The organism is Mesorhizobium sp. M1273, from assembly GCF_040318195.1.
Classification (GTDB): Bacteria; Pseudomonadota; Alphaproteobacteria; order Rhizobiales; family Rhizobiaceae; genus Mesorhizobium.
The window spans coordinates 15,044-28,258 of record NZ_JAMYLV010000052.1 but is presented as its reverse complement, the minus strand read 5'-3'; the positions used below and the strand labels follow the sequence as shown (position 1 = coordinate 28,258).

Here is a 13,215-nt window from a genome sequence, read left to right as displayed (position 1 = left end):
ATATCATCGCGTCTCCCCAAAGAAAGCTTGACCCCAGCACTCCGGTGCTCAGGTTCTCCTGGCTGCCGGATGCGCACGTCTGCGGTCTTCACCGGATGCGTACTCTCATCAATGCCTTCACCGCACAGATACATGCCGCCCCCCCGAATCTACCGCTGCGGCACATGTTATGACTGGATTTCGGGAAGTAAAATACTCCCGGAGCGGAGCTTCGGGCTTTTCTCGCACCTGGGCGAGCGGCACGGGGAACAAAAGAGATTGACGCCCTATCGTAACGGCGCAGAAGCCCGTGCGGATTTGAAGGTTGGTTCGATCAAACAGACTGAGAATGCCGCTATCTACGCCGCTTTCGCCCCGGCCATGGCAGAATTCCGTCGAGTTCCGCCAACCCCTCATCGTCCGAGGCTCGATCTTCGTGGTCTCGTTTGACTTCAGGCACCTCTTCGTCTTCGAACCAGAGAAGTGTCAACGTCTGGTCCCATTCAGAAGAATAGCGCGTATCCTCAACCAAAGTTCCGCCCCTTCGCCAGTCCTGGAACCAGAGGTCGGCAGGTATTTCGGCAGGGCCTTCATAGGGGTTCCCTCGCCTTAAGGCCTCGGCTTGGCAATTATCTGGCAGGGGCTCGCGCGCTACATACGCCTTGACTTCGCGCAGAGCGGGGGACATCACCGCATACCTCACGCACCCGCCTTCACTCAACACAAACGCACAAGGAGCATCTGACAATGTCGCAAATCGCGACGCTGTAGCTGTAAGCGACGTTTCGAAATCTTTCGCCAGCCCTCCAATGGCTTTGAAGCCAAATTGAGTGTCGTCGACGAGTGGCTTAAAAAGCTTATGCGGAAGCAGCAGCTCGGCGGCAAACGTATCGCACAGAATCTCGTTCGGACTACGCTTTGCATAGCTCCACCATGTGCCATGGACGTGCTCTGAAGGTAGCGCCAGCACAATGTGCGCGATCTCATGGCAGGTGGTGAAGCGCTGTCGTTCCGGTCGCTCGTTTCCGTTGATGCTGATGTAATAGGTCCCAGATATCTCGAAGGTCGAGCCTGCTTCGCCATCCCCCATGGTCTTGTCGACCTTAAGCTTGGCGTGGACGTGCGGGAGATAAGCCTTGGTATCAACAGGTGCGGACAAGATGCCAGCCTTCCGGACCAGCTCCCGTGCCTTCATGACAGCGGTGAATTCATCCATTTCCTTCCTCTTCTGCTAAGAATGCACGAATGCGCTGGAGAAGTTCTTGATAGGACGTGCGCTTCCCTCGGAAGGCGAAGCCCGCTAGGGCCTTGACCTCGACAGGTGTGACTGACGTGTCCAAGGCTAGGAACTCGCCCATCTCGGGTGGCACTTGTGAAAGGGTTGCCAGCAAGGCCAAGATCTCGCTGTCGCGCTTGTTGGCCTTTAGAGCCCGCCCGAGTTTGCCCAACACTTCCGGCGACGGCGATTCTTTGGTCCCTGTTTCGAGACGATGAATGTAGGCGTGGTCCACCTCGGCTAGTCGGCCTAATTCCCGCAGGGATAGGTCTCGCCGCTCGCGCAGCAATCTCAAAAAAATGCCAAAGGCTGCCTCGGCCATCATCTCTCCTTGACTCGTCGGTTTTCTGCAACTATGCTGTTGTCCAGATAGACAACAGACTTCAAGTAAGCCATTGTTTTGGTAGCCTTCTTAACGCGTATTGGCTTCTGTCAGCTGTTGCTCATCTAGACCTACAATGGCCGCCAGCGGGTTGAAATGCAAGGGAATCCTTCGCTATCCGATGCCGGGCGTGGCGAAACGTTAACTCACCAAAGGAACCTTAGAAATGACTGAATTCGAACGCCGCGAGATCGCGGAGCCTAAGGAAGAAGTGGCTGTGCTCAAGAAGGATGTCGAGGTACTCGAAGAGCTCATCGATCTCGAGGAGCAGGCCAAGGAGGGGAAACAGCCGAAGAAGGCCAAGAGATACCGCCTGCGCATCGACAAGGAGAAAAAAGTCGTCGAGCTGCAGGAGATGACGGGGACACAGATTCTCGGCCTCGTCGACAAGACGCCCGACAAATACTTGCTGTCGATGAAGGTTCCGGGAGAGGGCTTTCAGCCTGTGTCTCCCGAACAGACGGTCGTTTTCCACGTCCATCGGGTCGAGCGTTTCCAGACCCTCGCGCTTGATCCGTCGGAGGGCTGACATGCGGAAGCAGTTTCAGCTCCCTGAGGGAGATGAGGAATGCTTGGTCGACAGCCGGCGACCGTGGGAGGCGCTCGCCGCCGGTAAGGTCCAGTGGCTTATTTTGCCGGGGTACAAGATTCCCGACGGCTACAATGTGGCCACCGCGACCGCCGCACTGAAGATACCGCCGAAGTACCCCGATGAACAGATTGACATGGTCTATTTCGCCCCGCCGCTCTCGCTCAACAACGGGCGCACCGTTAACAACCTCTCGCTGACGCAGATCGACGGGCGGGACTTCCAGCAGTGGTCGCGGCACCGTACCGGGGAGAATCCCTGGCGGCCGGGCGTCGACTGCATCTGCACCCACCTGCTGCAGGTCGATACTTGGCTGGCTCGGGAGCTCAACAAATGATCCCGGTCAAGCTGCGGCTCACCAAACGCCAGCATGAAGCTCTCAAGAACCACCTTCTACCCGGCGATGGCTGCGAGGCCGTTGCGGTCGCGCTGTGCGGCCGCCGCAGTGGCCAGCGGGCTCGCATTCTCACCGTTCACCAATTGGTGCCGATCCCGTACGACGAGTGCAGCGTCCGCAGGCCCGACCGCGTGACATGGTCGACCAAGCGCTTGGTCCCGTTGCTCGAGAGGGCCGCGAAGTACGATATGGCGATCCTAAAGATTCACAGCCATCCGGGCGGCTACGGGGCCTTCTCATCGCTCGATGACGAGTCCGACGCCGACCTGTTCAATTCCGTTTTTGGCTGGACCGACAGCCTGTTTCCGCACGCTAGCGCGGTGATGCTTCCAGATGGCGAGCTCTTCGGCCGCGCCGCTTTCCCTAACGGCAGTATGCAGATGTTGGATTCCATCGCCGTCATTGGAGACGACATCACAATTCGGCGCGGGTCGAGTATTGCCAGCGCTCCGGAGTTCGCGCGGCGGCACGCGCAGATGTTCGGCGCCGGAACGATCAACAAGCTCAGGTCCATGTCCGCCGCCGTGGTCGGATGCTCCGGCACCGGCAGCCCAGTCATTGAGCAGCTCGCGCGTCTTGGCTTCGGACGACTCGTAATCGTTGATCCCGACGTGGTTGAGGACAAGAATCTCAACCGCATCCTGAACAGCTCGCGCGAGGATAGCTACTTGGCCAAGCCCAAGGTCGAAGTGATGGCTCGCGCCATTGCGGCCATGGGGCTTGGCACGGATCTCGAAATCATCCGCGCTGATCTTGCCACGTCGCGCGCCATTGAAGCCGTGGCTGAATGCGATGTTGCGTTTGGGTGCATGGACACCGTTGAGGGACGAGCCCTTCTTAATCGCCTCGCCTCCTTCTACACGATCCCTTACTTTGACCTTGGTGTGAAGCTCGTAGCGGATGGCCGTGGCGGAATCGATGAAGCGGTCGGCGCGATTCACTATTTGAAGCCTGATGGCGCGACGCTCCGTGACCGCAAGGTTTACACGGACAACCAGTTAATGGCTGAGGGGCTAAGGCGCACCGATCCGCAGGCGTACCGCGATCAGGTGGCACGCGGTTATATTCGAGGCGTGCCCGAGGATCGACCCGCGGTCATTAGTATCAACATGCAAATCGCCAGCATTGCTGTAAATGAGTTCCTGGCCCGTCTCCATCCTTACCGGCTCGACGACAACGCCGAGTTTGCTGTCGTGCGTGTCAATTTCGTCGGCGGTGAGGTCATGAGGGGCCCCGAGGGGCCTGCTTCTGGCATGTTCGATAAATTGGTAGGTCGAGGCGACTGCAAACCGCTTCTTGGCATGCCTGCACTGAGCGAGGTCTACTCATGAAAGGAGTCTGGTCGATTGTCGTCGCGGCATGGCTTTGGCTGCTCGCCGCGCCCGAAAGGATATTTAGGAGCGTCTTTCGCCGCCCGCTGCTTTGGCGTTTCGAGCTGGTAGAGGACTTTCCCGATCGTCCCGTGCCTGGGTATGTCTATCTTGCTGGCGGTGATGGCAGCTATTGGGGAGCCGCCATGACGTGCCCCTGCGGTTGTGGCGATAGGATCGAACTCAACATGCTGCAACGAATCCGTCCACGCTGGTCAGCCACCTTTGACCCTTTTGGCAGAGCGACCCTCAGCCCCTCCGTCTGGCGGCAAATCGGATGCGGAAGTCACTTTTTTATCCGACACGGGAGGATCGAGTGGTACCAGTCCAGGCTCCACAAAAGGGGACACCGGGAGTTCCGCATCTGGCGCAGACGTACCGCCGCCCTTGTCTTAGGGGCTGCTTATAGGAAGCTCCAACGACGTCCCGAACGGCCGTAATGAAGGCGCAAAGCCGCCGTTCACCTCTCTTCAAGTCAGCGCTCCGGCCGGCAAAAATCGTCGAGGCCTCCAACAAGGTGAAATCGGTATTTCACACTGACGCGCAACCAGGGTGATGAAGGTATGCCACAACTCACCGAGCCTGATTGGCGATCCAGCGTTAGCCGTCTCAACCTGAAATCGCGGCAACGTTTGCCGACGACTGATCCAATACCAACCGCAATCGCTCCATTTCCGGGCGACTGTGTTCACGGGCGGCAAGAATCTGGGCTCTTGTCTGCTTGAGTTGCTCAAGACCAAGAATCAAGGCGCCCTGCAGCCGCTTGCGGTCGCCGAGAATATCCTGGTCAATCTGCGCGATATCGCGTGGATCGATCGCTCGTGAGGCATCGAAGACAAAGCGGGCTTCGACGGACCTTCGCCAATTCAACAACTTCTGCGCGGTTTTGGGTCCGAATCCGGGCACGCTGTAAAGCTTGTTTCTCTCGACATCGAGCGCTGTTTCGATGCCATACGACTCTAGCACCTGTTTCTTGCCGGGTCCGATGCTCTCGATCTTTGCCGATGAGATTTCAAAGTTGTCCAGGAACCGGTGCAGCTGCGCCTGACGGCGGTTGCGCTCAAGCTCCGAGATCCTGGCTACCCGTTTGGAAGGCAAGATGTCCCATTCGCGCCTGAGCGCGGCGAGGACCGTTTTTTGCCTGTCGAAAGCATCCGGCCCGGCCCTCTGCATCCATGTGGATTGCGCGTTCTTCCATTGGGTGGCGGCCTCGGCGGCGACACGCCGGTATTCCGCAGCCTCACTGTCCCTGTTCAGGAGACCTCTCAGTCCCAGAAAGACCCCCAAGGCGATGCCCAGCACCCATATCTGCGCCATCATCAAGCCGGCGACGCCGACCACTGCGGCCGCTATTCCGGCCCGGAAGTTGGTGCGGCGCGCGTGCCCCTTGATCTTCAAGGCGTTGGGATCGGGTGTCACATTCTTCTCGGAGACGGTCGGCACCGGTCCGGGATGCGGGATGGCGTCCACCTGCCGCTGGAATCCGGCGATATCGAAAAGAGTCGCCCCGCCGGCGGGAACAACGGTTGAGAACAGCGGGACGCCGGTGGCACTTTCCATTTTGCACCAAGGGCACGGCGATGAGCCAAGTGACCAGTGGCTGGAATTGGCGGAGCACTGCTTGAGGTTCGCTTCAAGTTCCGCCAGGGCAGCCACCCAGTCCCGGGCCACGGGCCTGCCAGCCGACGTTCCCCTTTGCGAGAAGGCATCCTCAAACATTTTTGTAAGTCGTGGGCCGACGATGGCAAGTTCGGGGGAACTCGGAGGCCTCGCCATTCCGACCGCGGCGGCGTTGGCCCCGTACGGAAAGCGGTACTCCTCGATCGCCTTCGAAATCGGCATGTCGCCGGTTCCCGCGTAGCGGCCGGCAAAGGGGTGTTTTCCCATGAACAGCAACAGGAACACCATCACGGCCAAACCGAAATTGTCGTGATTGGGCGTCCTCACGATGCCCGAAAACGATCTGCCCTGCAGCTCCGGCGGTGTGAAGGTCTCGATGCCCACCTCGCAAAGATATTGCTGGCCCAGATAGGAGACCTGGAAGCTGTCGCAGTCGATCAGGCGCACGGTAGCGTCCTGCGCAACCAGCACACCGCCGTGGTTCACATCGCCGATGACGCAGGCGTTGTCGTGAACGGCCGCAAATGCTCTCGCGGTGTTTGCCGCCACACGGGTCAGAAATCGCCAATCAACCCGCTGAAAGTCGGTTCTGCGGCTTTTGGGGCTGTAGAGCTGATGGATGCTCTTGCGACCGCTGATCTTCGGCATGATCAGCCCGATGGGCTTGCTGTCCTTGGAGCAGACCAGCCCCGTCGGCCAAGCCGTCAGCTTTTCGAGTGAATCGGTCTTGATCTTGCCCATCGCACGGATCTTGTCGATCCTCTGCTGCTCGAGCGGCCGGTGGTAGATTTTGGCGACATGGTTCTTGTGTGCAGCCAGGTCGTAGACGGCGCCCTCGCCGCCCTGGCCGACGATCTCGCCAAGTTTGAGGGCTTCCCCTCGCAGGGTGAACACCTCGCGGACCTTGGCATTCATTTTGCGGCCACCATCGCTTCAGCTGGCGATCTCGTGGCCAGGATCAACGACTTGTCATCATCGGTCCTCTCGCAGATCTGCGGCGAAAGCAGATAAGCCTTCAGCCCATCCGACAGCGTAGAGTCCTCGCCCGCCACCGCCGATCGTCTGACGGCCGGGAACATCGTATCGAAGAAGGGCTGATGGACGCTGCGCGAAGCCTGGTGCAAGACGAGGTTCTCGATACCGTCCGAGAACAGCGCGACCTCGTCAATGCGCCGCGGCGCGAACTCGAATTCGAGCACATCCGGGACATTTGATGACGTGACGAAGTTGGTCGTGTTGGCAAACTCGCCGTGCTGCGGCCAGAACACGTAGGACCATCCGTCTTCACTGCCGTGCGAAACGACCATTGCGCCGTCACCGACCTGAAAGAACACGGCGCTTGTGGGGCCGAGGATGGCAACCAGCAGCGTGCATGCATAATCGCGCACCTCGTGCCCGAGTGCGCGCGCATGAGCGGCGATGCGCTCGGCAATTTCGGTCACCCAGCCCAACGCTTTTGGCCGGTCGATCTGATCGAGCGCACCGTTCTCTGCGAAGTGCACGAAAATGAGTTCCAGCAGGTTCTGCCCGGCCAGCCAAGACCCAACCTCCGAATGCGCCGCACTGCCAGCGCCGTCGCAGACGGCGGCCGCGAGGACTGGACCTTCCCTGCCCTCGATCAGGGCATGGATCGAATTATCCTGACAGGGCTTGCCGGCCGTGACATGCGAAGTGCCGATGGCGCTAGCCGACGCTATGCGCCAAGACATCACACCTCGGCCCAACCCGCGGGAGATTGGAGCGCCACGGTCTGTCCGACCTGCGACTGCGAGACGCCCGACAGCGATGCGGAGAGCCATGAGAACAGCTCGCGGAATTTGAGGCCGCTTAGCTTCAGCGGCTGGCGTGTGGAGAGCTTGGCGAGGATGTCCATGTTGGCACCCTCGACGCCAACGGCGAAGAACGAAAACGCCTTTGCCGCCTCGCCGGATTTGACCGCGTGTTCGGCAGCAACGATGCTGTCCGTGGGCGAGCCGTCCGTCATCAGAAAGACCCAGGGGCGGTAATAGGAGATGCCGTTCGCGCGGTACTCATCTTTGCGACGTCGCAACATCTCGAGGCCTTGCTCGATCGCCGCACCCATTGGGGTGTCGCCGCTGGTCGCCAGCGTACTAGGCGTAAACAGATCAGCGGTCTGGAACGGCGCGACGATGTTGACCGGTCCGAAGGTGACGATGGCGACCTCGACGCGTTTCATCGCCAGGCTGTCGGCCGCGAGCTCGTCCTTGAAGGCGACAAGGCCCTGGTTGAGCGCGTCGATCGGCGCTCCGTTCATGGAATAGGACGTGTCGAGCAGAAGGAGGCATGGACAGCGAGGCTCGGGGTTATCCGCGAACTCTGCAGCCCCGAACGGTATCTGATCAAATTGGTTGGACATTTTACTCGCCTTTCCGCCGAAATATCGCTTCCCGCAAGCCCGGGTCTCCCGGCATTCGGCAGGTAGCGCCCAAAAATTATTGAAACCGGAATTGCAAAGCGAGTCGATGCGCTTGCCCGCCCCAATTTTTCAATCCCCTTCTCTATCTACAGATGCTCGGTTTCTGCTGTCAATTGACTTGAGATTTAACCACCCAAAAGTCGATTCGACTTTCGCGAACTGCTCTGTTTTGTATTGTGCAGGGAGGGTGAAATGGTCAGCCAACAACGGATCGGCTGGGGCATTGCGGTTTTCTGCGCTATCGGGTGGGCCATGTCGAGCATCGACGCCCGATTGCCAGCCCCCGCCCCGCCCGCGGCCCCCGCGGCAACCACAACCGCGCCTCCTCAGGCACAGCCGAGCAACAGTTCGATTGCCTATGCAAAGCCCGACGCAGTGGCTGCTCAGAAGCCCAACCCCGCCACGTTGGTTCGCTGGCTGTACACCACGAAAAAAGTCCGTGTCAGGGTCGCGCCGGACACCGGGTCGCGTATCATCACCACGCTTCCGCCGGGCGACCTAGTCCAGACTAACGGCCAACAAGGAGACTGGTACAATGTGACCGTCTCCGCACGTATCGGATGGATCCATGGCGACTACCTCAGTGAAGCGAAGCCGGTCGACCTGACTTCGACCACACCGGTCGCGCCAACGGCTGCACCAGATGACGGCAGCGTTTCTGAGCATGCCTCGGGCGATCCTGTCAGAGACGCCGTGGTCGGCAGATGCGACTGCCCATACGACCTGATGCGCAATGGGCGTTTGTGCGGCGGTCGAAGCGCCTATAGCAAGCCTGGCGGTAGAAGCCCTGTGTGCTACTGGTAGGAAGGCTGTGCCACTGACGGATTCGGCTCCAATAGGGAACGGCTTATCCACCCCAGCGTGACTTCGTCCTTGCTGACCCTTACCCAGCGACCTTTGACTTCGACCACTGTCAGGGCCGTGCCGGCCGGAGCTTGGCTCAACACCGCACCGGCCATTGAAGGATCGGAACGGATATTGGCTGTCCTGGACACGACTGCCACCGGGAATTGCTCGCCTGGCGGCAGCTCGACAGCTGTCGCGGAGCGCAAATCATCCACCAATGGCGGGCTTGGTGTTTTCTGATCACCACCGGCTGCAGGCGCGCTATCGGTGATCGGAGTGTTCTGGTGAGGCGGACGTGCGTCTGGCGGCGGCAGTGGTTCTTGGCGCTCGGTTCGGGATCTCAATGTCGAGTTTGGCGCATCGCCAGGTTTTGTGTCGGAAGTCTGGACAACTAAGACCGCCGCCACGCCGACGATAGCCTCGTAGGCAACGGCCCACGCCGCAAGATGCGCGTCCCTTTGGGCGTCATCGCGAAGCGCCGCCTGTTCCGCCGCCGCAATCGTGTCGTTCAACGCCTGTGCATCCGGCACGTCGATTTCAGCGTTCCGCACCACAATGCTGATCAGATGAAAATCCCGGTAGCGGGCCTTGATCTCGGGGCAATCAATGGCGTGAAAGACATGGGATGCTCTTTTCTCATGGGGAGGCTTTGCGCTGCGGGTGGTTCGGGAAATGTTTCAAGAAAGGTGCTTGTCGAGGCGTTGGTGCGTGGAACATTTTTCAAGGGTTTGCCGATAGGCAGGCGAGATCGCCAACGACATGATCTTCGCCCGATGCCCTACAAACACAATGCCAGCCGCCGCCACCGAGTCGCGAAGATGAAATTCAAGGTGACAAACTGGCCGGAATACGAGGCGGCCCTTCGGCGGCGCGGCAGTCTGACGCTGTGGTTGACAGAAGAAGCCTTGGCCAGGTGGCATGCGCCGCGAAGAACGACCCGCGGCGGCCAGCCCCGCTATTCCGATCTCGCCATCGAGGCGGTCTTGACACTGGGATGCGTCTTCGGGCTTCGTCTGCGCCAGAGCGAGGGATTGGCGACCTCGCTGCTCGATCTGATGGGGCTTGATCTACCGGTTCCCGATCACACGACGCTAAGCCGCCGGGCGCAGATATGGGAACCATCGGCCAAGCGGCAGCGGCATCCCGAGGACGGTCCGCTGCATGTGCTGATCGATAGCACCGGATTTGAAAGTCTACGGCGCCGGCCAATGGCTGGAAGACAAGCACGGTGCCAGATCACGCCGGACCTGGCGCAAGCTGCATTTGGTTCTCAATGCCGACAGCGGGGAGATCATCGCCCATTGTCTGACCGACCAGGACGGCGACGATCCCTCGCAGGTGAAGCCGCTGCTCGACCGGATCGACGCAGAGATCGACCAATTCACGGCCGACGGAGCATATGATGGCGGTCCCACCTACTGCGCGGTGCTGCAACACAGCGTCACCGCAAGGATAGTCATCCCGCCACGTTCAACGGCCGTGGAGAGTGATGACACCGGACCACCCGGTCAAAGGGACGGTCACATCACGGCGATCGCCAATGATGGAAGGCTGAATTGGCAGGCGTCCACCGGCTATGGCAAGCGCGCCCTGATCGAGACCGCCGTCGGGCGCTACAAGGGGCTGATCGGACGTCGCCTGCGAGCCCGCTCCTTTTCGGCTCAGCAGACCGAGGTCGCCATCGGCTGCGCCGTTCTCAACCGCATGACGGCGTGCGCACGCCCGGAGTCCGTTCGCTGCCCGGCAAGGCCGACATAGCAGGCGGCATCAAAGAGCTGATTGTGCCTAATGCCACATTTTGCACCAATGCCTTGTGGCGCGGGCAGCCACAGGCACAGGCTACGCGGAAAATGAAAAGCGGGGCCAACCCGCCTTCCCTTGCACACAGCCTGGGTTTTGCCAGCTCCTCAACCGCAACCTGCTGTCAATCTCGTCTTGCCATGTCTTGAACGCCGAACTGTTCACGCCATTGGCGCCGCTTTGTCATCCCGTGCCCCGAAATGAGGCCGTCGTTCGAACGATATGCGCAGTTGCTTATCCGCCAGAAACCGGCGAGCCAGATCGGTGTCGCGCTTACCCACGCGTGACACCCAGTCCGAAAACAGGCGAACCGCGCGCCGGTTCATATGCCGCGAAGGACAGACCAGCCAGTATCCCGGAAACTCGATGACCTCGAACTCTATCGAGACCGGAACCAGAGAACCCGACACCATGTCCTCGAATGCGATGGATGTGCTTTCCAGGACCACACCTGCACCGTCCTTCGCCAGTTGAACCGACATTGACGAACGGTCGAAACGATAGGGATATGTCATGCGGGCGCCCTGGATACCGTTGCACGGCAGCCAATAATCCCACCGGAAATAGGCCTTCACACTGTCGATCAACCGCGCATGGCGAAGCTGCTCGCGCGGATCCGGTGAGATCGCGCGCAGTTCGGCAAGATAGGAAGGCGAGCACATCGGCAGGATCAGATCGTTGACGACGCAATCCGAATAAAGGCCGGCCCAGCCGCCGTCGCCATAACGAAGATCGAGATCGATGACCTCCGTTTCGAAATCCGAGAAATTGGGCGTGGCGTCGACGCGCAAATTCCAGCTCGGATAGCCCTTGCTGAACTCGGCCAACCGCGGCGCCAGCCATTTCTCGCCGAAGGAAGGACTGACGCGCAGGCTAAGCTGGAAGCTTTCGCGCTGCCGCACAATGGCATTACGCACCTCGCGTATGGATTCGAAAGCCTGGGTCGTGGTCTGGAAGAGCCGCTCACCGTCGATCGTGAGCGAGAGATGGCGCTTTTCGCGCTGAAAAAGCCGCACCCCGAGTTGGTGTTCGAGCAGCCGCAGCTGCTGGCTAACCGCCGAAGGTGTCACCTGCAATTCCTGAGCGGCCTTTGCCACGCCGCCGAGCCGCGCGACTGCCTCGAAATGCGTCATCGAATTGAACTTGATGTCTGACCTCGTCCTCGTCAGTTAAGCTCAGCTACACAGAATGTTAAGAAACGAAAATTGAGCCGAATGTCAATCGGTCGCACAGTGGTCCCGGAAGGAGATACAGGATGGAGCCGAGTTCAACCCAAAGCTTGGGTAGCGCCGGCAACGTGCCGGGAGTTGGACAGGTATGGACCAGGAAGCCCCTGATCGAAGCTGCCAATATCGAGAAGAGTTATGACGCAACCCGTGTCCTGCGGGGTGTGAGTTTTCAGGTCCGGGCCGACGAAATCCACGCGCTCCTGGGCGGCAACGGCGCCGGCAAAAGCACTCTCATCCGCATCGTCACAGGGCTGACCTCACGCGAAGCCGGCGAGATTGGCTTCGCCTCGTCGAAGGCCGACCACAACAGCCCGATCATCGCGGTGGTGCATCAGGAGCTGGCGCTGTTGCCCGAGCTGTCCGGTCGCGGAAAACATCGGCATTGTGCAGGCGAGGTCGGGCTGGTCGCAGATAAGCAGTCGCCGCACGCGCGAAACTGCGCTCGGAGCGCTCCGGCTGATCGACCCAGCGATCGGCGAAGCGATCATCGATAATGCCGGCACGCAAATTGTCCCTCCACGAAGGCCAGATCGTCCAGATCGCTCGTGCCCTTTCCACCGGAGCCGAAGTGCTGCTTCTCGATCCCGGCGATCCGGTTGGGGAAACGCGCTGGCTGCAGGAGATCGCCAACAAGCGAGGCTTTCCGCATGGCATCGTCGGCTATGCCGACCTGTCCCAGCCCGACGTCGGCGACCTCCTCGACCGCCACATGGAATACCGAACTTCCGCGGCATGCGGCAGCCGATGAATTATCATCCCGACCCCGCCAAGACCTATCTGGCGCGGCCGGAGGTCAGTCGTACGCCCGAATGGCGGCGCGGCTTCCGGGAGCTGGCGAAGCGCGGGCTGAGCTTCGACCCGCAGCTCTACTATCCGCAGATGAGCGAGTTCCTCGAACTGGCGCGCGACTTTCCCGACGTGCAGATCATTCTCAATCACACCGGCATGCAGGTCGACGGCGCCGAGCATTTTGGCGCCTGGAAAAAAGGCATGCACCAGTTAGCGCAAGCGCCGAACGTCGCCTGGATCTCGGGCCTCGGCATGGGCGACTGGACTTGGACCACGTTCTCGATCCGTCCTTATGTCGAGGAGGCGATCGCAGCCTTCGGCGTCGGCCGCTCGATGTTCGCGACGAACTTCCCCGTCGACAAGCTGTTCTCGAGCTTCGACGCCATTTTGAACGCCTTCAAGGAAATTACGATCGCCCACCCGCACGAGGAGCGGCTCGCGCTGTTCCATGACAACGCCGCCCGGTTCTACCGACTTTAGATCACCGGCAAACAGAAATAG

At 60.1% G+C, this 13,215-nt stretch carries 13 protein-coding genes and 2 pseudogenes; 8 read left to right on the top strand and 7 right to left on the bottom strand.

The genetic code is table 11. The features are described 5' to 3' along the window. Positions 1 to 334: 334 nt before the first annotated feature. The gene (locus NKH30_RS31200; protein ID WP_352997897.1) at positions 335 to 1,195 is read right to left on the bottom strand and encodes an ImmA/IrrE family metallo-endopeptidase; all 861 of its coding nucleotides are present in this window, start codon (positions 1,193 to 1,195) and stop codon (positions 335 to 337) included. Further along, entirely contained in the window at positions 1,188 to 1,577 is a 390-nt protein-coding gene (locus NKH30_RS31195; RefSeq protein WP_352997895.1) for a helix-turn-helix domain-containing protein, read from the bottom strand. The genes NKH30_RS31200 and NKH30_RS31195 overlap by 8 nt, the downstream gene beginning before the upstream one ends. 226 nt (positions 1,578 to 1,803) lie before the next feature. Here NKH30_RS31195 and NKH30_RS31190 point away from each other — a divergent pair, with 226 nt between their 5' ends. From NKH30_RS31190 to NKH30_RS31175, 4 genes are read left to right on the top strand one after another with little or no spacing between them, the layout of a single operon-like run. Further along, positions 1,804 to 2,166, top strand: coding sequence for a multiubiquitin domain-containing protein (locus tag NKH30_RS31190; RefSeq protein WP_352997894.1), 363 nt, complete (start codon positions 1,804 to 1,806; stop codon positions 2,164 to 2,166). 1 nt (position 2,167) lies between these two features. Further along, positions 2,168 to 2,563 carry an E2/UBC family protein gene (locus tag NKH30_RS31185; RefSeq protein WP_352997892.1) on the top strand — a complete coding sequence of 132 codons (396 nt, stop codon included), beginning with the start codon at positions 2,168 to 2,170 and terminating at the stop codon, positions 2,561 to 2,563. Beyond that, positions 2,560 to 3,954 (top strand): HesA/MoeB/ThiF family protein, encoded by a 1,395-nt coding sequence (locus NKH30_RS31180; protein ID WP_352997890.1) that lies wholly within the window; start codon positions 2,560 to 2,562, stop codon positions 3,952 to 3,954. The genes NKH30_RS31185 and NKH30_RS31180 overlap by 4 nt, the downstream gene beginning before the upstream one ends. Then, positions 3,951 to 4,433, top strand: coding sequence for a ubiquitination-like system serine protease family protein (locus tag NKH30_RS31175; protein ID WP_352997888.1), 483 nt, complete (start codon positions 3,951 to 3,953; stop codon positions 4,431 to 4,433). Before NKH30_RS31180 ends, NKH30_RS31175 begins: the two co-directional genes overlap by 4 nt. Before the next feature lie 169 nt (positions 4,434 to 4,602). Here NKH30_RS31175 and NKH30_RS31170 read toward each other — a convergent pair whose 3' ends face one another. From NKH30_RS31170 to NKH30_RS31160, 3 genes are read right to left on the bottom strand one after another with little or no spacing between them, the layout of a single operon-like run. Next, a complete protein-coding gene (locus NKH30_RS31170) occupies positions 4,603 to 6,528 on the bottom strand; it encodes a helix-hairpin-helix domain-containing protein (RefSeq protein WP_352997886.1) in 1,926 nt (641 codons plus the stop codon). After that, complete coding sequence (locus tag NKH30_RS31165) at positions 6,525 to 7,322, bottom strand: PP2C family serine/threonine-protein phosphatase (protein WP_352997884.1); 798 nt, start codon at positions 7,320 to 7,322, stop codon at positions 6,525 to 6,527. Before NKH30_RS31165 ends, NKH30_RS31170 begins: the two co-directional genes overlap by 4 nt. Continuing rightward, entirely contained in the window at positions 7,322 to 7,990 is a 669-nt protein-coding gene (locus NKH30_RS31160) for a vWA domain-containing protein (RefSeq protein WP_352997882.1), read from the bottom strand. The genes NKH30_RS31165 and NKH30_RS31160 overlap by 1 nt, the downstream gene beginning before the upstream one ends. Before the next feature lie 252 nt (positions 7,991 to 8,242). Between NKH30_RS31160 and NKH30_RS31155 the strand changes: the two genes are divergently transcribed. Further along, entirely contained in the window at positions 8,243 to 8,854 is a 612-nt protein-coding gene (locus tag NKH30_RS31155) for an SH3 domain-containing protein (protein ID WP_352997881.1), read from the top strand. Here the strand turns inward: NKH30_RS31155 and NKH30_RS31150 are convergent. Then, positions 8,845 to 9,408: an SH3 domain-containing protein gene (locus tag NKH30_RS31150; protein ID WP_352997880.1), complete on the bottom strand. Its 564-nt coding sequence runs from the start codon at positions 9,406 to 9,408 to the stop codon at positions 8,845 to 8,847. The genes NKH30_RS31155 and NKH30_RS31150 overlap by 10 nt on opposite strands. Positions 9,409 to 9,669: 261 nt before the next feature. Here NKH30_RS31150 and NKH30_RS31145 point away from each other — a divergent pair. Beyond that, positions 9,670 to 10,654: pseudogene (locus tag NKH30_RS31145) on the top strand (IS5 family transposase). Between the two features lie 203 nt (positions 10,655 to 10,857). Here the strand turns inward: NKH30_RS31145 and NKH30_RS31140 are convergent. Further along, positions 10,858 to 11,829, bottom strand: a complete 972-nt coding sequence (locus NKH30_RS31140; RefSeq protein ID WP_352997879.1) for a LysR substrate-binding domain-containing protein — start codon at positions 11,827 to 11,829, stop codon at positions 10,858 to 10,860. Between the two features lie 122 nt (positions 11,830 to 11,951). On the opposite strand from NKH30_RS31140, the gene NKH30_RS31135 reads away from it, so the two are divergent. Together NKH30_RS31135 and NKH30_RS31130 are read left to right on the top strand one after the other, a co-directional pair. Next, positions 11,952 to 12,419, top strand: coding sequence for an ATP-binding cassette domain-containing protein (locus NKH30_RS31135; protein WP_352997878.1), 468 nt, complete (start codon positions 11,952 to 11,954; stop codon positions 12,417 to 12,419). An 86-nt stretch (positions 12,420 to 12,505) separates the two neighbouring features. Then, positions 12,506 to 13,194, top strand: a pseudogene (locus NKH30_RS31130) (amidohydrolase family protein); the annotation flags it as partial. Positions 13,195 to 13,215 lie beyond the last annotated feature (21 nt).